A 17605-nucleotide genomic window follows, 5' to 3' on the forward strand; every position below is an offset into this window, starting at 1 on the left:
GGTCCTGCGGCCGGGCCGGTCAGGCGTCGTCGCGCGCCTGGCGGCGCACCGCGGCCATGCGCTGGCCGACGGTGACCAGGGACGCGGCGGCGAGCAGCCCCAAGGTGACGGCCAGGACGGCCGGGGGCAGACCGAGTCCGGTGAGACCGGCGACCACGAGGGTGGCCACGAGCCGTTCGGCGCGCTCGGCGATGCCCACGTGCGCGCTCCAGCCGAGGGCCTCCGCCTTGGCACGCACGTAGGAGACGAGCATGCCCAGGGCGAGGCAGGCCGCGGAGAGCGCGCCGACCGCGGGTGCGGCGCCGACGCCGAAGCCCCACAGGCACAGCCCGAGGAACACGGCCGCGTCCTGCACGCGGTCCAGGGTGGAGTCGAGGAACGCGCCCCAGCGGCCGGTGGACCCGGCCTCGCGCGCCATGATCCCGTCCACCAGGTCCGAGAACACGAACGCGGTGATGAAGAGCGTGCCCCAGAACAGGTGCCCCAGGGGGAAGAGCACGAGCGCGCCCAGGCTCACGCCGAGCGTGCCGACGACCGTCACGGCGTCCGGACTGACCCCGGCCCGCAGGAGCGTACGGGCCACCGGGGTGAACAGGCGGGTGGTGACGCCGCGCGCGTGACGGTCCAGCATCAGGCGGGGCCTCCGGCCCCCGGGCGAGGATGCTCGCCCGCGGCACGGGCGTTGGCCGCCTGGCGCGCGGCGTGGTCCCGGGCGGCCCGGTCCCAGACGTCCGCGAGGATCTGCCGGGTCTCCCCCAGGGTCTGCGACATGTTCTTGGTCCGGGCGATGATCGGCAGGAAGTTGCCGTCGCCGGTCCACCGCGGCACCACGTGCTGGTGCAGATGGGCCGCGATCCCGGCGCCGGCCACCGCCCCCTGGTTCATGCCGAGGTTGTAGCCGGACGCGCCGGCGGCCTGGCCGAGGGCGAGCATCGCCGTCTGGGTCAGCTCCGCCATCTCGGCGGCCTCCTCCGTGGTGGTGTCCGTGTACAGGGGCACGTGGCGGTAGGGGCAGACGAGCAGGTGACCGGGGTTGTACGGGTACAGGTTCAGCACCACGTAGGCGGTGCGGCCGCGGTGGACGATGAGGGAGTCCTCATCGTCGCGCTGCGGGGCCGCGCAGAACGGGCAGGTGTGCTCGTCCTTGACCTGGCCCGTCCCCTTGGACACGTACGCCATGCGGTGGGCGTTCCAGAACCGCTCGAAGGCGTCCGGGGCGCCGGGCAGCTCGAAGCCGTCCGTGGCGGCGGCGTCCGCCGACGCGCGGGCCTGCGCCCGCGCGTCGGATCCGCCGGTGCCGGGGCTGGTCATGGGGTGACCTCGCGCTCGCGCACCGCCTTCACGATGCGTTCGATCGCCTCCTCCACCGGCACGCCGTTGTCCTGGGTGCCGTCGCGGAAGCGGAAGGACACGGCGCCCGCCTCCCTGTCCTCGCCGCCGGCGATCAGCACGAACGGCGCCTTCTCCTTGGCCGCGGTGCGGATCTTCTTCGGGAAGCGGTCCGAGGAGTCGTCCAGGCGCGCCCGGATCCCCTCGGCACGCAGCTTCGCGACGACGTCGTCCAGGTAGTCGTTGAATGCCTCGGCCACCGGGATGGCCACGACTTGCTCCGGGGCGAGCCAGGCCGGGAACGCGCCGGCGTAGTGCTCGGTGAGGACGCCCAGGAAGCGCTCGATGGAGCCGAAGAGGGCGCGGTGGATCATCACGGGGCGCTGACGGGTGCCGTCGGCGGCCTGGTACTCGAGGTCGAAGCGCTCGGGCAGGTTGAAGTCCAGCTGGATGGTGGACATCTGCCACGTGCGGCCGATGGCGTCCCGGGCCTGGACCGAGATCTTCGGGCCGTAGAACGCGGCGCCGCCCGGATCCGGGTCGAGCTGCAGACCGGAGGCCTCCGCGACCTCGGCGAGGGTGCGGGTGGCCTCCTCCCAGATCTCGTCGGAGCCGACGAACTTCTCCGGGTCCTTCGTGGAGAGCTCGAGGTAGAAGTCGTTGAGGCCGTAGTCCTTGAGCAGGTCGAGGACGAAGTTGAGCGTGGTGGTCAGCTCCTCCTTCATCTGCTCGCGGGTGCAGTAGATGTGGGCGTCGTCCTGGGTCATGCCGCGCACGCGCGTGAGTCCGTGGACCACGCCGGACTTCTCGTACCGGTACACGGAGCCGAACTCGAACAGCCGCAGCGGCAGCTCACGGTAGGACCGGCCGCGGGAGCGGTAGATCAGGTTGTGCATGGGGCAGTTCATCGGCTTGAGGTAGTAGTTCTGCCCCTGGCGGGTGATCTCGCCGGTCTCGGGATCACGGACCTCGTCGATGTGCATGGGCGGGAACATGCCGTCCGCGTACCAGTCGAGGTGGCCGGACACCTCGTAGAGGTGCTGCTTGGTGATGTGCGGGGTGTAGACGAACTCGTAGCCGGCCTCGGTGTGGCGCCGACGGGAGTAGTCCTCCATCTCCTTGCGGATGATGCCGCCGCGCGGGTGGAACACGGGCAGGCCGGAGCCGAGCTCGTCCGGGAAGGAGAAGAGATCCAGCTCGGCGCCGAGCTTGCGGTGGTCGCGGCGCTCGGCCTCGGCGAGGCGCTCCTGGTAGGCCTTGAGGTCGTCCTTGCTGGCCCACGCGGTGCCGTAGATGCGCTGCAGCTGCTTGTTCTTCTCGTTGCCGAGCCAGTAGGCGGCGGCGGAGCGGGTGAGCGCGAAGCCGTTGCCGATGAGCTTGGTGGAGGGCAGGTGCGGGCCGCGGCAGAGGTCGCACCACACGGCGTCGCCGGTCTTGCGGTCCACGTTGTCGTAGATGGTGATCTCCCCGGCCCCGACCTCCACGGAGGCGCCCTCGCCGGCGGTGTCCGCGGCGTCCTTCTTGCCGAGCAGCTCGAGCTTGTAGGGCTCGTCCGCCATCTCGGCGCGGGCGGTCTCCTCGTCCACGACGCGGCGGCGGAAGGTCTGGCCGGACTTCACGATCTTCTGCATGAGCGAGGAGATCTGCTTGAGGTCCTCGGGGGTGAAGGGATCGTCGACGTCGAAGTCGAAGTAGAAGCCGTCCGTGATGTACGGGCCGATGCCGAGCTTGGCGCCCGGGCGCAGCTGCTGCACGGCCTGGGCCATCACGTGGGCGGTGGAGTGCCGCAGCACCTCGAGGCCCTCGGGCTCCGTGATGTCCACCGACTCGACGGACGCGCCGGCGGGGATCTCGCGGGCCAGGTCCCAGAGCAGGCCGTCCACCCGCATGACGGCGGTGGTCGGCTTCTCGCGGAAGAGGTCGAGGCCGGTGGTGCCGTGCGTCACCTCCCGCAGCTCTCCGTCCACGGTCAGCAGGATGTTCTTCGGCTCCGACACGGTGCTCCTTCGAGGTCTGGCTTCGGGATCGGTGGCGTACGGGGGCCACCGTCGGCCGCGTCCCATTCTAGGGGCGCGGCCGGACGGCGGGGCACGGAGGCGGACGGTCTCATCTGTCCGGGGTGGGCAGCAGCTCCCACGTCTCCGGGTGGGGCACCGGGATCGGGGTGTGCTCCGGAGCGGGCCGATCGGGTGCCGTGCGGCCGGGGCGGGCCCCGCCGGCCGGCCCGACGTCGGTGCGCACCTTCACGGGCCAGCCGCCCGTGCCGTGGTGCGGGATGTCCGGCAGGGGCTGCGCCCCGGTGCCCGCCCGGCCGCTGCGGCGCGCGGCGGCGGCTCGGCGGTCCGCCGCGAGCCAGTCCCGCCACTGCTGCCGGGTGGCGTCCAGGTAGTCGGGGTCCGGGAGCGTCTGGGGTCGGTGCAGGTCCCAGGCGCGCACGGCCTGGACGGACACGGCCCGGCCGCCGGTGCGCCGGACGGTGCCCTCGATCAGCAGGAGGCGGGCGGAGAAGAGCATCTCCCCGGAGGCGTGCTGGGCCTCGGTGAAGAAGGAGGCGTCCACGCATCCGGTGCCGTCGTCCACGGAGAGGAACACCACCCGCTTGCCGCTGCGCATGGGCGGGGTCTGGGTGGCCACGCGCACCCCGGCCACGAGCACCCGGGACTGCGTGCGCAGCCCGAGCAGGTCCTTCGCCCGGGTGACGCCGAGCGCGTCCAGGTACGGGGCGTGGGAGTCCATGAGGTGGGCGGTGACGTCCAGGGCGGTGAGCTCCAGCTCGGTGCGGACCCGGGCGGCCGGGGCCGGGTCCGGGAAGAGCGGGGCGAGGGCGGTGAGCTCGGTGTCCGGCAGGTCCAGGGCCAGCTGGCCCTCCACCTGCCGTGGACGGGCGGACCGCGAGCGCGGGGCGGTGCGGCCGGGGGCGGTGCCGCGGGTGGTGGAGTGCTGGAGTTCGAGGTGGTGGACGAGGTCGGTGCGGGAGGCGCCGCCGGGTGGGAGGAGGCAGTCGAGGGCGCCGAGCTGGGCGAGGCGTTCGAGGTTGCGGGCGGTGGGGCGGGCGCGGTCGCGGACGTCGGCGAGGGAGCGGTAGGGGCGGCCGGCGTCGAGGCGGTCGGTCTCGGCTTCGCTGAGTCCGGAGAGGCTGGTGAGGGGCAGGCGGATGCCCCAGCGGCCGGGGGCGCCGTCGTCGATCTCGGGGTGGGCGGGGACCCATTCGACGTGGACGTGGCGGGAGGAGGCGTTGACGTCCACGGGGAGGACGGGGATGCCCATGCGGCGGGCCTCGGCGACCATGAGGCGGGCGGGGTACATGCCGGGGTCGTGTTCGAGGATGGCGGCCATGAAGGCGGCGGGGTGGTGGGTCTTGAGCCAGGCGGAGTGGTAGGTGGGGACGGCGAAGGCGGCGCCGTGGGCCTTGCAGAAGCCGAAGGAGCCGAAGGCGGAGAGGGTGGCCCAGACCTCGTCGATGACTTCGAGGGAGTAGCCGCGGGCGAGGGCGCCGGTGCGGAAGGCCTCTTCGACGAGGTGTTCCTGCGGGCCGCCGAGGAGGCGGCGGTGCTCGTCGGCGCGGGCCAGTCCGCAGCCGGTCATGACGTCCATGGTGCGCAGGACCTGTTCGTGGAAGACGGTGACCCCGTGGGTCTCGGCGAGGACGGGCCGCAGGTCGGGGTGCGGGTAGTGGGCGGGTGCCCAGCCGTGCCGCTGTTCAAGGAAGGGTCGGACCATGTCGGACTGCATGGGGCCGGGGCGGAAGAGGGAGATGTCCACGGTGAGGTCGTTGAACTCGCGGGGGGCGAGTTTGCCGACGAGTTCGCGCTGGCCCGGGGACTCGATCTGGAAGCAGCCGAGGGTGTGGGTGGTGCGGATCATCGCGTAGGTGGCGGGGTCGTCGAGGGGCACCTGTTCGAGGTCGATGCGCTCGCCCGTGGTGCGTTCGACCTCGGCGATCGTGTAGGCGATGGCGGACTGCATGCGCACGCCGAGGATGTCGAGCTTGAGGAAGCCCATGGGGTCCATGTCGTGCTTGTCGAACTGGCTCATGGGCAGGCCCATGCCGGAGGGCTGGACGGGGGTGCGGTGCAGCAGGGCGGCGTCGCCGAGGATGACGCCGCAGGGGTGCATGGAGATGTGGCGGGGCAGGCGGTCGAGGCGTTCGGTGAGGTCGACGAGCAGGTCCAGCTGGCGGTCGCCCTCGGCGCGGCCGGACTCGATGCGGCGGGAGAGGCCGCCGAGTTCGGGCATGCGCTGGAGGGCCTCGCGGAAGTTCGAGGCGGAGAAGCGCCAGAGCTGCTTGGCGATGGCGTCCACCTCGGGTTCGGGCATGCCGAGGGCGAGGCCGGCGTCGCGGACGGCGCCGCGGGCCCGGTAGGCGTTCTGCATGCTCATGAGGGTGGTGCGCTCGGCGCCGAAGCGCTCGACGACGGCGTGGTAGATCTCGTGGCGGCGGGCGGACTCCACGTCGATGTCGATGTCCGGGAGGGTGGAGCGGTCGGTGGAGAGGAAGCGCTCCATGATCAGGCCGTTGGCCATGGGGTCGACGTGGGAGATGCGCAGGGCGTGGTTGACGAGGGAGGAGGCGCCGGAGCCGCGGGCGGCCACGCGGATGCCCATGCCCTCGATGAGGTCGACGACGGCGGCCACGGTGAGGAAGTAGGAGGAGAAGCCGAGTCGGGTGATGATGCCGAGCTCGTGTTCGGCGCGGTCCTGCAGGTCCCGGGCCGCCTGGCTGGTGCCGGGGAGGCCTCCCCCGGTGTGGAGGTGGGGGTAGCGGGCGAGGAGGCCGGCGCGGGTGCGCTCGCGCAGCACGTGCTCCGGGGGGCCGTCGATGCCGATGACGGCGGCCTCGGGGACGCGGGGCACGCCCCAGCCGAGGTCGGTCTCGGGGTCGAGCGCGCAGGCCTCGGCGAGGCGGCGGGTGGCCTCGAGCAGGGGGGCAGGGCGGTCGTCGGCGGCGGAGGCGACCTCGTGGGCGATGCGGTGCATGGCGGCGGTGGACTTGAGCCAGCCCTGCCCGTTGGGTTGCAGGTCGTGGAGGGCGTCGAGGGAGCTGAGGGCACGGACGGCGTCGAGGACGTCCGCGGTGGCGGCACCGTCCGGGGCCGCGTAGCGCACGGCGTTGGTCAGGACGGCGGGGATGCGGGCCTGGCGGGCGGCGCGGAGGGTCTTCACGGCGTGCCCGGTGTCGAGGCGGCGGCCGGGGGCGGAGAGGTGGGTGACGACGTCGGCGTGGGGGCTGCCTGCGGGCAGGGCCGCCTTCCAGCGGTGCAGGGCGGCGAGGCCGGCCGCGTACCGGCGGCGGGCCAGGTGGCGGCCGACGTCCGAGTCCGGGCCGAGGAGGACGAACAGCTCGGGGGTGGACGGGTTGTCCCGGTTGGCGGCGGTGGGGACTCGGCCGGCCGCCGCGGCGGCGAGCTCGGCGACGCTGGCCCAGGGGCTGCCGCCTGCCGCTCCCCCGGTGGTGCGGGCGTGGGCGGCGGAGACGAGCTCGCACAGGGAGCGGTAGCCGGAGCCGTGGCAGCCTCCTCGGGCGAGCACGACCACGCGGCCGGCGTCCTCGTCCTCGCTCCACCGGACGGCCAGGTCCACGCCCACGATCGGGGTGATGCCGTGGCGCAGGCAGGCGCCCACGTGTTTGGCCATGCCGTAGAGCCCGTCCCGGTCGGTGCAGGCCAGCAGGTCCATGTCCGCGGCCGCGGCGGCTGCCACGAGGTCCTCGGGCCAGCTGACCCCGTAGTGGGCGCTGAACGCGGAGGCGACGTGCAGGTGGGCGAAGGGTGCGACGGTGCGCCCGGCCGCGACGGCCCGGCTCATGCCGACCGCCTCAGGTCCTGGGCCTGCTCGTGGACGCGCACGAGCCGCCACCGGCCGGAGTCCAGGTGGTGGGCGACGTCGAGGGTCTGCAGGGGCGCGGCGCCGGCCCGGGCCAGGCGGACCTGCAGCCGCCACATCTCGTGGTCCACGAGACCGGCGCCGCGGCCCTTCTCCGCGCGGACCTCCTCCGCCCACCAGCGGCGCCGCTCGAACCAGCGCATGGGGCGCTCTGCGAGGACGTAGTCCCGCCCGTTCCAGCGCAGCCCCTGCGGGGTGCCGTCTGCCCCGCACTCCACCGCCACCGACTGTGTGAGGACTCCCATTCTGCTTCTCTCCCTGTGCACTGCTGACCGGACCGACGACGGGGTGCCGTCGGGCGATGGGAGCGCGGCCCGTCCGGCGGACCGGACGCGGGGAAGAAGTGGGAAGGTGGGGCCGCACCCCCGATCGTACTCGAACATGTGTTCGAATGCGATGGGTGCGAACGTAGGGCAGCCGCCGGACACGTTAAGGACGCATGACCCCGAGACGGGCGAGGCCGGGAACGCCCTTTCGTGAGGCCGGCTGACCGAGTCCTGGCCGTGGGTCTCGAACCCGACCCTGGGGCGCACATGCACGAGAAAATCGTCTCTGGGCCGGAAGAAGTGCGCCGGCACGGTCCTGTGGACAATGCGAGCAGGACCACAATCCGTCTGCGTATACTCCGAACTAACCGGGCCTCGCATACCACGGGCACCGCACTGCGGGATCAGCGCGGGAGGCGCGGACACACGACGGACATCCAGTTGGAGGGGAAATGTCTCTCACCGCACCCGGGCGCGCCCTGCGCCGCCACCGATTCGCCCAGGCCGGCACGCTCAGCGTGGCCTTGGCGCTCACGCTGACCGCCTGCGGCGGGCAGTCCGAGCCCGCCGAGTCGTCGACGACGTCGCCCTCGTCCGCCAAGCCCGCCGTCGAGACGTCCGCGCCCGCGAGCACGAGCGCGACCGCGGGCGTCAGCTCATCCCCCACGGCCACGGAGAGCGGGTCCGGCGAATACGTGCCCGCGTCTGCCGACGGCCCCGCGCGGAACGTGCCCAAGCCGGAGATGCCCGCCGCCATGAAGGAAGAGACCAAGGAGGGCGCCGAGGCGGCGATTCGCTACTTCTGGGAGGCCATTTACTACACCGACCAGACCGGGGAAACTGCTGATTTTGATTCGACATACAGCGAATACTGCGAGCTTTGCCAAGCCGTATCCGACTCAACTGCCCAGCACTACAAAGAAGGTGGCTGGTCAACGGGAGAGCACACCTCGATCAAATCGTTAACTCTCACCCCGTCAGAGTTTGGCTACACCGCTACTCTTGTTCGTGACGCATCCGCTGTAGATGTCTTCGACTCACAGGGCGTTAGAGACGACTCTGCCAGTGGGGCGGAAACTCACGACGAGACCTGGCTGGCCGACGTAGTCTACGAACCCTCCAAGGGCCACTGGGTGATCGATGAAATGCAAAATCAACAGGATGCGCAATAATGCTTTCTATCTCGCGTATTCTGATTGCAATAGCAACTGCCTGCATCGCCCTAACGCTGATTCAAGCGCCATCGGCGCACGCACAGCGCGCGAATACCTGCACCGATGTTCCCATTAGCGGCAAGCGAGAAGACGTCGAATTTAGGATTCGAACGCAGTGCAAGAAACAGTCGCGAACACAGCCCCCTCAGCCGGCCTCCGAACCGGTATCCGAAGTTACCGCTCCAGGAGCCAGAGAAAAGCCGGCAATCGAGCAGCGCACTGTAGACGCCTGTTTCCCGAATCAAGAAAACAATTCCGATTTTGGGACGTGTCGCGAACAGACCGAGGCCTTTTGCCCAGAAGGGGCATGGGTACGTGAGCAGTTCGTCGACACAACTCGCCCAGATAGGGATCCCTACTACAGCCGGCCGGAATGCGTTACTGCGGTTTCGCCAGGCCCAGCAACAGACGGCGCCCCGCCCGTCTCCATCGACGAGGTCCGCACGCTCCTCGTGCTGAAGCCTGAGATCCGGTCGGACAATGGCGGACGCGGGATCCGCAATGCGGAGACCAACTTCTACGCAGACGCCGAGACGCGCACGCTCGTCACCACCCTCAACGGGGTCGAGGTCGAACTCCGCGCCACGCCGGTGAGCTTCCGCTGGGACTACGGGGACGGGTCCCCCACCAAGACCACCTCGGTCGCAGGCCAGAGCCAGCCGGAGTTCAACGTCCCCACCCCCACGAGCCACGTGTACGAGGACACCGGGCAGTACACGGTCCGCCTCACCACCGTCTACATCGGCGAATACCGGGAGGCCGGGGGCGAGTGGGTGCTCATCCCGGGCACCATCAGCCTCGACTCGGCCCCCGTCACCGCGGACATCTGGCGCACCATCACCCGCAATGTCGCCGATGACTGCAGCGTCGACTCCTCAGCCTGGGGCTGCACCGGCCCCATCGAATCCACTCCGGCCGGCTGAGCACAGACCGCGGGGCGGCCGACGGTCTCCCGTCCACCGCCCCGCGGCCCACTCGTCGGGCAGGTGCGTCAGACCCGGCGCACCCACCCCCGGGCCAGGAACACGAGTCCCGCGCCGACGGCCGCGAGCGCTCCGAGCGCGCCCGCCGGCACCTCACGCCCGGTCTCGACCGTGTCCGGGGTCGTGTGGGCGTCCTCCCCCGCCGGCACGTTCAGGGCCCGGGGCTTCTGCCCATCCGCGAGCGACTCCACGAGTGCGAAGACGTCGGACCGCTCCGCGTCCTGGGTGATGATGACGTCCTCACTCCTGGTCACCCCGTCCAGCGACCAGTCGCGAACGAGGCGGTCGTCGGTCGGGTATGTCGCGTCGGCGAGGTAGTGAAACCCGGTGAAAATTCCAACGCGGTGTCGCGCCAGAGGGTGCCCCAGCGCGGACCCCACGAGAGTTCCGCGACCGACGCGTCGTCGCCCTGGCGCTTGGACCACAATGGCAGCTCCACGCCCGGCTCGGCGTACTTCAGCGCGAGGACCCGCTCGGGGTAGTCCCCAAACACGGGGTCGGCCCGGCTGTGCTCGCCCCACGCGTAGACGAGCCCGGCAGAGGGGCCTCTGTTGCCCTCCGGAATGCCGGCGGTCTCGTCGTCGAGGGCGGCCACCGGGGTGCCGCCCACGGACAGGGTGAACAGGAGATGACCGTCTCCGGCCTCACCGCGGCACCGCGCTTCCGCGTCTCACGGGCAGGTCATCCCCGTCGCCCCGTCTCTCAGAGCAGCGTGCCCTGCTGCTCTCTCATCTCCTGGATCAGCTCCGGCCCGTTGTTCCGGACGTTCCCCACGGCGCCCCCCACGGGCCGCAGCGACCAGCCCGCCGCGACGTCGTACGCGCCGGCGCACACCTGACCCACGAGGGCGTCGGCTTCTTCGGCAGACCCGAGCGTGTCCAGAGCGAGCCACCGGTCCATCGTCTCGGCATCCATGGGCACGGGCAGCCGGTCGTGCAGCTGGCCGAGCGCGGCGAGCACCGGATCGTCGTCGTCCGCGTCGGGCGCGGCCATGGTGAGGATCGTCGTCGAGAGGACCCACGCGTCCTCCCCCGCGGCCTTGGCCTCGGGGTCCTGCCACCACTCGTACAGGCCGGCGAACCAGATGACCGGCCCCTCGCCGTCCCCGGCCCCGGCCGGGTGCACGTAGTAGGACTGCTTCTTCGCGATCCGCCCGTCGGGACCCTTGGCACCAGGCTCCGGCGCCTTCCACTCGTAGTAGCCCTCCACCGGCACGGCGCAGCGGCGGGCGCGGACGGCGGCCCGGAACGTCGGCTTGGAGGCCACGGTCTCCGAGCGCGCGTTGAACGCACGGGACCCCACGGACAGCTCCTTCGCCCACGGCGGCACCAGGCCCCAGCGGGCCACGTGGATCCGCCGGGTCACCCCGGCACCGCCGTCGCCCCCACGGGTGCCTCCGGCGCCGACGTCGTCCGCGTGCGCCACGAGGATCGGCACCTCGGCTGTCGGCGCCACGTTCCAGCTCTGGCGCAGCACCAGGTCCTCATTCGCCTCGGCATCGCCCAGGGCCACCAGGTCGCTCGTGGCGCGGGCCATCACGTAGCGGCCGCACACGTCAGCGGTCCCTCCCGTCCCGGCCGCGCTCGACATACATCCACGCGATGCCGAGGGCGAAGCCCATCATCGCGCAGCCGATCACGGTGCCCCAGGGCCTCTCGGTGCCCAGTCCGAACACCACGCCCAGCCCGACGCCGATCAGCAGCCCCACCAGTGGGATGCGCCACTGAGCGAGCGTGCCGGCACCGGCCGGAGCCCCGGCTGGAGCCTCGTGGGCCTCGTCCTCGTCTCTGCCATGTCGTGCCACGGTTCGCCCCTCCGTTCACATCGATGTTGCGGCTCAGGTTGCAGTCTCCCCCGGCCACTGCGGTGACGCCACACACCAGGCCCCCGGCTGCTCACCGATGCGTCGCACAGGGTCCTGTGATGGGATGGGCAGAACGAGCCCGCACGCCGCGCCGCCCCACGCATGCGCGGCGTCGGGCAGAACCCCACCACCAGGAGGAACAACGTGTCCCAGAAGGTCCGCGGCGTCGTCGCCATGGCGAAGGACGCCCCCGTCACCGTCGAGACCATCGTCATCCCCGATCCGGGACCCGGCGAGGCCGTCGTCGACATCAAGACCTGCGGCGTCTGCCACACGGATCTGCACTACCAGCAGGGCGGGATCGGGGACGAGTACCCGTACCTGCTCGGCCACGAGGCCACGGGTGTGGTCTCCGCGATCGGCGAGGGCGTCGACCACGTCAAGGTCGGCGACACCGTGATCCTCAACTGGCGCGCCGTGTGCGGCGAGTGCCGCGCGTGCCGGAAGGGCGAGCCGAAGTACTGCTTCAACACCCACAACGCGACCCAGAAGATGACCCTCGAGGACGGCACGGAGCTGTCCCCGGCCCTGGGCATCGGGGCGTTCGCGGACAAGACGCTCGTCCACGCCAAGCAGTGCACCCAGGTCGACGGCGTCGACACTCCCAAGGAACAAGCCGCGGTCGGCCTGCTCGGCTGCGGGATCATGGCCGGCATCGGCGCGGCCATCAACACCGGCGAGGTCAAGCTCGGCGAGTCCGTGGCCGTGATCGGCTGCGGCGGCGTCGGCGTGGCCGCGATCGCCGGGGCGAAGCTCGCCGGCGCCACCACGATCATCGCGGTGGACATCGACGCCAAGAAGCTCGCGAAGGCCGAGGAGCTCGGCGCCACCCACACCGTGAACTCGAAGGACGAGGACCCCGTGGAGGCCATCCGCGCGGCGACCGGCGGCTTCGGCGCCGACGTGGTCATCGAGGCGGTCGGCCGCCCGGAGACCTACGAGCAGGCGTTCTACGCCCGGGACCTGGCCGGCCGCGTCGTCCTGGTGGGCGTGCCCACCCCCGGCATGGAGCTGAAGCTGCCCCTGCTGGAGGTCTTCGGCCGCGGCGGCGCGCTGAAGTCCTCGTGGTACGGCGACTGCCTGCCGGAGCGCGACTTCCCGATGCTCGTGGACCAGTACCGCCTGGGCCGCCTGCCGCTGGACGAGTTCGTCACGGAGACCATCGCCCTGGACGAGGTGAACGAGGCCTTCGAGACGATGAAGTCCGGCGACGTCCTGCGCTCGGTGGTGGTGCTCTGATGGCGCGCATCGATCACCTGGTCACCTCCGGCACGTTCTCCCTGGACGGGGAGACGTTCGACGTGGACAACAACGTGTGGATCGTCGGCGGCGCGGAGCAGTGCGTCGTCATCGACCCGGCCCATGATGCCTCGGCCGTCTGGAAGAAGGTGAACGGCCGCCAGGTGCTGGCCATCGTCCTCACCCACGGCCACGACGACCACATCCGCCAGGTTCAGGAGTTCCGCCAGATGGTGGACGCCCCCGCGCTGCTCCACCCCGCCGACCGCATGCTCTGGGACGACGTCTTCCCCGACGAGGAGCCCGATGGCGCGCTCGCCGAGGGCGACGTCCTGCGCGTGGCCGGCGTCGAGCTGCGGGTGCTGCACACCCCCGGTCACTCCCCCGGCTCGGTCTGCCTGTACGCCCCCGCCCTGGGCGAGGCCGGCGACGACGGCGCCCCGACCGGCGTCGTGTTCTCCGGCGACACCCTGTTCCAGGGCGGGCCCGGCGCCACCGGCCGCTCGTACTCGGACTTCGACACGATCATCGAGTCCATCCGCGAGCGCCTGCTCTCGCTGCCGGAGGCCACCGTGGTCCACACCGGCCACGGCGACTCCACCACGATCGGCACGGAGAAGCCGCACCTGCAGGAGTGGATCGACCGCGGCCACTGAGGACGTGCCGAGGTGGGGAAGAATGGTCCCCCGTGACCATCCTCCCCGCCTCGCCCCCTCCTTCCGTGATCCTGCTCGGCGGGGCGTCGGGCTCCGGCAAGTCCTACCTGGCCCGGCGGCACGGCCGGCCCCACCTCTCGCTCGATGCGTTCTACCGTCCGCAGTCCGACGACGGCGCCGCGGGTGGGCCCGGCCCCGTGTTCCCGCGCACCCCGTATGGCGAGATCGACTGGGACCACCCCGGAACATGGGATGAGCAGGCGGCCGTGGACGCGGTCGTCGAACTGCTCGAGGAGGGCGCCACGCGCGTGCCCGACTACGACATCTCCACGTCCTCCGTCCGCGGGCACAGCACCGTCGCGCTCGAGCCGGGCGGGGTGATCGTGGCGGAGGGCATCTTCGCCGAGCGCATGCCCGCCGCCCTGGACCGGGCCGGAGTCCGCTACGCGGCCTGGTACATCGACCAGGCGCGGACCACGACGGCGGCCCGCCGGTTCGTGCGCGATGTCGCCGAGCGTCGCAAGCCGGTGCCGTTCCTCGTGCAGCGGGGCTGGTCCCTGTACCGGACGGACGCGGCGCGCCGGGCGGCGGCCGTGGCGGCCGGCTTCACCCCGCGACGCAAGCGGGAGATCATCGCGGATCTCACGGCCTGACGGCCCGCCCGCAGCCAGTCCGTGCCCTCAGCCGGAGGTGCGCGCGCCGAGGACGGCGAGCTGCTCGGCCACGACCTCGATCCCGGCGGCGGCCGCCCACGCCGTGTACTCCTCCCGCAGGGCCGCGGCGAACGCGGGAACGCTCACCCCGGGACGCACGTCCTCGGCCGCGCCCGCCGTACGGGGATCCATGTCCAGACCGAGCTCCCGGTAGACGTCGACGAGCACGGCCCGCAGCGGGGCGGGGTCGGACACCACCACGTGGGTGGAGAACAGGAACGCCCCCTTCACCACGCGCTGCGCGGAGCCGGCCAGCTTCACCGGGTATGTCGGCGCAGGACCCTGCACGGAGAACTCGCCCGGGCAGTACTCCCCCGGAATCTCGCCCACGGAGGCGGGCACGTCCATGCGCGCGAACGCCCGCACGAACAGGTCGGCGAACTCCGCGAACCGGGCCTGCTGCGTGAGCGCCGCGTCCTCCTGCTGGCTCAGGTGGTCCACCACCAGGCAGCCGTGGTGGTAGGCCGCCGCCCGTCCGCCGGCCCGGCGCACCACCGGCTCGAAGCCGTGGGCGCGGGCCGCCGCGGCCGCGGCCTCGAAGCCGGGCAGCCGGGCGTCGCGCTGGCCGAACGCGACCGTCGGTTCGGGCACGTAGACGCGGATCAGGCCGTCGAGGGCCCTTCCCTCGGCCGCGGCGGCGCGGAAGACGGCCAGCTCGTCCATGGCCCAGTCGAGGTCTTCGACGGCCCCGAGGGTCCGCTCCTGCACGGCCCAGCGCAGCCGGGGAGCTGCGCTCACAGGCCGCCCTCGGCCGGCCAGGAGCGCAGGGTGAGGGTCTGCTCGGCGTGGGCGAAGGGGCCGTCGTCGTCGTGGAGGACGGTGCTGGTCAGGCCCACGCCGTCCGGGCCCACCGTGACCTGCCCCGCGAGGCCGAGCCAGTGGCCGGTGGGCTCGCGGTACAGGTGGATCTGCAGGTCCACGTTGGGGAAGAACCACCCGCCCGGTTTCGCCGGCAGGGCCGGGGCGATCCCGTTGGCCGCGTCGGTGAGGCTGATCAGGCGGACCAGGTCGCTCGTGCTCTCCCCCGCCACCATCTCACGGTCCGTGGTGAGCCACACCCGGCCGTGGCCCGGCCCGTGGCCGGGCAGGATGACGCCGTCGAGGGAGGCGATGTACCCGCCCCCCCATCCGTGGAGCGCGTTGTGCGCCTGCGCCTGCGAGCGCGGCGGGAGGGGCTCGTCCGGCAGCTGGGCGACGGCGGAGGTGTCCGAGGTGGACAGCAGCCAGGCCCGCAGGATCAGCACGGTGCGGCCCCGGGCGTGGAGCACGGACTCGACGAGCTCGATGGTCCGGCCCGGACGCAGGGTGCGCGTGACCACCTCGAGCTCGCCCGACCAGAGCGTGCCCAGGATGTCGTAGGAGAGCCGTCCCACCCGCAGCCCGGGAGTGGTCTCGTGCGCGGCCACCTCGTGCAGCAGCAGGCCCGAGACGGCGGCCATGTGCATCTCCTCTTCCCGCCATGCGCCCTGGGCGTGCACGGTGGAGCGCACGCGGGAGGTGCGGACGCCGTCGGCGTCCACGGTGGGCTCGCCGAGGCGCACGTAGAAGGCCAGGGGATCGTCGGCGACGGAGGCCGCGGGGGTGGAGGTGATGTCGGTCATGGGCCGAAGTCTGCCAGAACGACGACGACGGCCGGTGACGTCCCCGCGGGATGTCACCGGCCGTCGTCGTGCGGACCGAGCCGGGGTTCAGCGGCGCATGACCTTGCGGGCGATGCCGTTGCCGATCAGCTGCAGCGCCTGGACGAACACGATCACCACGATCACGGCCAGCCAGGTGACCTCCGGACGGAACCGGTTGTAGCCCTCCACGATGGCGAAGTTGCCGACGCCGCCGCCGCCGATGATGCCCGCCATCGCGGACATGTCCACGAGCGAGATGATCACGAACGTGAAGCCGAGGATCAGCGGGCCGAGGGCCTCGGGCAGCACCACGGCGCGCACGATCCGCATGCGGGAGGCGCCCATCGCGCGGGCGGCCTCGATCACGCCGGGGTCCAGCGAGACGAGGTTCTGCTCCACGATGCGGGCGATGCCGAACGTGGACGCCCAGATCATGCAGAACACCACGGCGGTGTTGCCGATGCCGGTGCCGAGCACCGCGATGGTCAGCGGCTGCAGGGCGGCGATGAGGATGACGAACGGGATGGGCCGGATGAGGTTCACGATGAAGTTCGTGACCAGGTAGACGGCACGGTTGGCGAAGATGCCGCCCGGGCGCGTGGTGTAGAGGACGAGCCCGACCAGCAGGCCGAGGATGCCGCCGAGGATGAAGGACCAGCCGACCATGTAGAGGGTGTCCCCCACGGCGGTCATCAGCTCGGGGCCGTAGTACCCCCAGTCGAGGTTCTGGAATCGGTCGATCACTGGTGCACCTCCTGCACGTCTCCGGCGCCGGCCAGGTCCGCGACAAACGCGTCCACCGCGGCGGCCTCGCCCGTGAGCGCCACGGTGAGCAGGCCGTACGCGGAGTCCTTGGTGGCGGACATGCCGCCGTGGACGATCTCGAAGCCCACGCCGCGCGTCGATGCGGTGCCGAGCACCGCCGAGACCGCGGCGGAGTCCTTGAGCGAGACCATGATCAGCCGACCCTCGGTGCGCGCCCGGATGCGGGCCACCTCCTCGGCATTCGGCCGGTCCTTGAGCGCCGTGGCCACGAAGGACGCGGCGTCGGCGGAGTGGGCGGGCCGAGAGAAGAGGTCGTAGACTTTGCCGGACTCCACCACGCGGCCGCTGTCCATCACGGCGACGCGGTCGGCGATCGAGCGGATGACCTCCATCTCGTGGGTGATGGCCACGATCGTGACCCCGAGCTCCTCGTTGACGCGGCGCAGCACGGAGAGCACCTCGTGCGTCGTCGAGGGATCCAGGGCGCTGGTGGCCTCGTCTGCGAGCAGGATCTCCGGCTCGGCGGCCAGGGCGCGGGCGATGCCGACGCGCTGCTTCTGGCCGCCCGAGAGCTGCTCCGGGTAGTGCTTGGCCTTGTCCGCCAGGCCGACGAACTCGAGCAGCTCCGCCACGCGAGCGCGGCGTTTGGACCGCGGCCAGCCGGCCGTGTCCAGAGCGAACTCGATGTTCCCGGCCACCGTGCGGGAGGTCAGCAGGTTGAACTGCTGGAACACCATGCCGATGCGGGTGCGCAGCGGACGCAGCTTCGCTTCGGAGAGATGGGAGACCTGCTGGCCCAGCACCGTGACGGTGCCCGACGTCGGCTTCTCCAGCCCGTTGATCATGCGGATCAGGGTGGACTTGCCGGCGCCGGAGAAGCCGATGACGCCGAAGACCTCGCCGCGGTTCACGGCGAGCGAGACGTCGTCCACGGCCTTCACACCGGCACCCTTCTTGGCGGCGTAGACGCGGCTGACGTGGTCGAAGACGATGACCGGCTCCCCCGGGGCGCCCGCGGAGGGGCGCCCCGGGGTGACCGCGTCACGGTCGGACGTATGGGAACCTGCCATG

General features: G+C 71.7%; 18 protein-coding genes. 5 read left to right on the forward strand and 13 right to left on the reverse strand.

Going from position 1 to position 17605, the window contains the following annotated elements; genetic code table 11:
• Nucleotides 1-19: 19 nt before the first annotated feature.
• From pgsA to ACUJ8O_RS08085, 5 genes are all read right to left on the reverse strand, one after another.
• Complete coding sequence (gene pgsA, locus ACUJ8O_RS08065) at nucleotides 20-631, reverse strand: phosphatidylinositol phosphate synthase (RefSeq protein WP_036340813.1); 612 nt, start codon at nucleotides 629-631, stop codon at nucleotides 20-22.
• Nucleotides 631-1311, reverse strand: a complete 681-nt coding sequence (locus ACUJ8O_RS08070) for an HIT family protein (RefSeq protein WP_036340811.1) — start codon at nucleotides 1309-1311, stop codon at nucleotides 631-633. The genes pgsA and ACUJ8O_RS08070 overlap by 1 nt, the downstream gene beginning before the upstream one ends.
• Nucleotides 1308-3326, reverse strand: a complete 2019-nt coding sequence (thrS, locus tag ACUJ8O_RS08075) for a threonine--tRNA ligase (protein WP_445373297.1) — start codon at nucleotides 3324-3326, stop codon at nucleotides 1308-1310. The genes ACUJ8O_RS08070 and thrS overlap by 4 nt, the downstream gene beginning before the upstream one ends.
• A gap of 109 nt (nucleotides 3327-3435) precedes the next feature.
• Nucleotides 3436-7134: a DNA polymerase III subunit alpha gene (locus tag ACUJ8O_RS08080; RefSeq protein WP_445373298.1), complete on the reverse strand. Its 3699-nt coding sequence runs from the start codon at nucleotides 7132-7134 to the stop codon at nucleotides 3436-3438.
• Nucleotides 7131-7457, reverse strand: coding sequence for a DUF6504 family protein (locus tag ACUJ8O_RS08085; protein ID WP_158183732.1), 327 nt, complete (start codon nucleotides 7455-7457; stop codon nucleotides 7131-7133). The genes ACUJ8O_RS08080 and ACUJ8O_RS08085 overlap by 4 nt, the downstream gene beginning before the upstream one ends.
• Nucleotides 7458-7930: 473 nt before the next feature.
• Here ACUJ8O_RS08085 and ACUJ8O_RS08090 point away from each other — a divergent pair, with 473 nt between their 5' ends.
• Together ACUJ8O_RS08090 and ACUJ8O_RS08095 are read left to right on the forward strand one after the other, a co-directional pair.
• Nucleotides 7931-8650 carry a DUF6318 family protein gene (locus ACUJ8O_RS08090; protein WP_036313203.1) on the forward strand — a complete coding sequence of 240 codons (720 nt, stop codon included), beginning with the start codon at nucleotides 7931-7933 and terminating at the stop codon, nucleotides 8648-8650.
• A gap of 494 nt (nucleotides 8651-9144) precedes the next feature.
• Nucleotides 9145-9615: a PKD domain-containing protein gene (locus ACUJ8O_RS08095; protein WP_036313201.1), complete on the forward strand. Its 471-nt coding sequence runs from the start codon at nucleotides 9145-9147 to the stop codon at nucleotides 9613-9615.
• Nucleotides 9616-9683: 68 nt separating this feature from the next.
• Here ACUJ8O_RS08095 and ACUJ8O_RS08100 read toward each other — a convergent pair whose 3' ends face one another.
• The 4 genes from ACUJ8O_RS08100 to ACUJ8O_RS08115 form a co-directional block, all read right to left on the reverse strand.
• Nucleotides 9684-9929 (reverse strand): hypothetical protein, encoded by a 246-nt coding sequence (locus ACUJ8O_RS08100; RefSeq protein ID WP_036313199.1) that lies wholly within the window; start codon nucleotides 9927-9929, stop codon nucleotides 9684-9686.
• Nucleotides 9926-10285 carry a hypothetical protein gene (locus ACUJ8O_RS08105; protein WP_020628069.1) on the reverse strand — a complete coding sequence of 120 codons (360 nt, stop codon included), beginning with the start codon at nucleotides 10283-10285 and terminating at the stop codon, nucleotides 9926-9928. Before ACUJ8O_RS08105 ends, ACUJ8O_RS08100 begins: the two co-directional genes overlap by 4 nt.
• Before the next feature lie 92 nt (nucleotides 10286-10377).
• On the reverse strand, nucleotides 10378-11229 hold the full coding sequence (locus ACUJ8O_RS08110) for an SOS response-associated peptidase (RefSeq protein WP_445373299.1): 852 nt from the start codon (nucleotides 11227-11229) through the stop codon (nucleotides 10378-10380).
• Nucleotide 11230: 1 nt separating this feature from the next.
• Nucleotides 11231-11479, reverse strand: coding sequence for a hypothetical protein (locus ACUJ8O_RS08115; protein WP_036313195.1), 249 nt, complete (start codon nucleotides 11477-11479; stop codon nucleotides 11231-11233).
• 204 nt (nucleotides 11480-11683) lie between these two features.
• On the opposite strand from ACUJ8O_RS08115, the gene ACUJ8O_RS08120 reads away from it, so the two are divergent.
• The 3 genes from ACUJ8O_RS08120 to ACUJ8O_RS08130 are packed head-to-tail and all read left to right on the forward strand — an operon-like array spanning nucleotide 11684 to nucleotide 14087.
• Nucleotides 11684-12778 (forward strand): S-(hydroxymethyl)mycothiol dehydrogenase, encoded by a 1095-nt coding sequence (locus ACUJ8O_RS08120; protein WP_078026248.1) that lies wholly within the window; start codon nucleotides 11684-11686, stop codon nucleotides 12776-12778.
• Complete coding sequence (locus ACUJ8O_RS08125; protein ID WP_036338953.1) at nucleotides 12778-13434, forward strand: MBL fold metallo-hydrolase; 657 nt, start codon at nucleotides 12778-12780, stop codon at nucleotides 13432-13434. Before ACUJ8O_RS08120 ends, ACUJ8O_RS08125 begins: the two co-directional genes overlap by 1 nt.
• Before the next feature lie 32 nt (nucleotides 13435-13466).
• The gene (locus ACUJ8O_RS08130) at nucleotides 13467-14087 is read left to right on the forward strand and encodes a uridine kinase family protein (protein ID WP_036338950.1); all 621 of its coding nucleotides are present in this window, start codon (nucleotides 13467-13469) and stop codon (nucleotides 14085-14087) included.
• 27 nt (nucleotides 14088-14114) lie between these two features.
• Here the strand turns inward: ACUJ8O_RS08130 and ACUJ8O_RS08135 are convergent, their stop codons facing one another.
• The 4 genes from ACUJ8O_RS08135 to ACUJ8O_RS08150 all read right to left on the reverse strand — a co-directional run bounded on the left by ACUJ8O_RS08135 (nucleotide 14115) and on the right by ACUJ8O_RS08150 (nucleotide 17604).
• Nucleotides 14115-14885 carry a lipoate--protein ligase family protein gene (locus ACUJ8O_RS08135; protein WP_036338947.1) on the reverse strand — a complete coding sequence of 257 codons (771 nt, stop codon included), beginning with the start codon at nucleotides 14883-14885 and terminating at the stop codon, nucleotides 14115-14117.
• A complete protein-coding gene (locus ACUJ8O_RS08140; protein WP_049147977.1) occupies nucleotides 14882-15748 on the reverse strand; it encodes a thioesterase family protein in 867 nt (288 codons plus the stop codon). The genes ACUJ8O_RS08135 and ACUJ8O_RS08140 overlap by 4 nt, the downstream gene beginning before the upstream one ends.
• 87 nt (nucleotides 15749-15835) lie before the next feature.
• Nucleotides 15836-16513: a methionine ABC transporter permease gene (locus tag ACUJ8O_RS08145; RefSeq protein ID WP_036313181.1), complete on the reverse strand. Its 678-nt coding sequence runs from the start codon at nucleotides 16511-16513 to the stop codon at nucleotides 15836-15838.
• Entirely contained in the window at nucleotides 16510-17604 is a 1095-nt protein-coding gene (locus ACUJ8O_RS08150; protein WP_078026103.1) for a methionine ABC transporter ATP-binding protein, read from the reverse strand. The genes ACUJ8O_RS08145 and ACUJ8O_RS08150 overlap by 4 nt, the downstream gene beginning before the upstream one ends.
• Nucleotide 17605 lies beyond the last annotated feature (1 nt).

It is taken from the genome of Micrococcus sp. EWR3.9.1 (assembly GCF_052615555.1).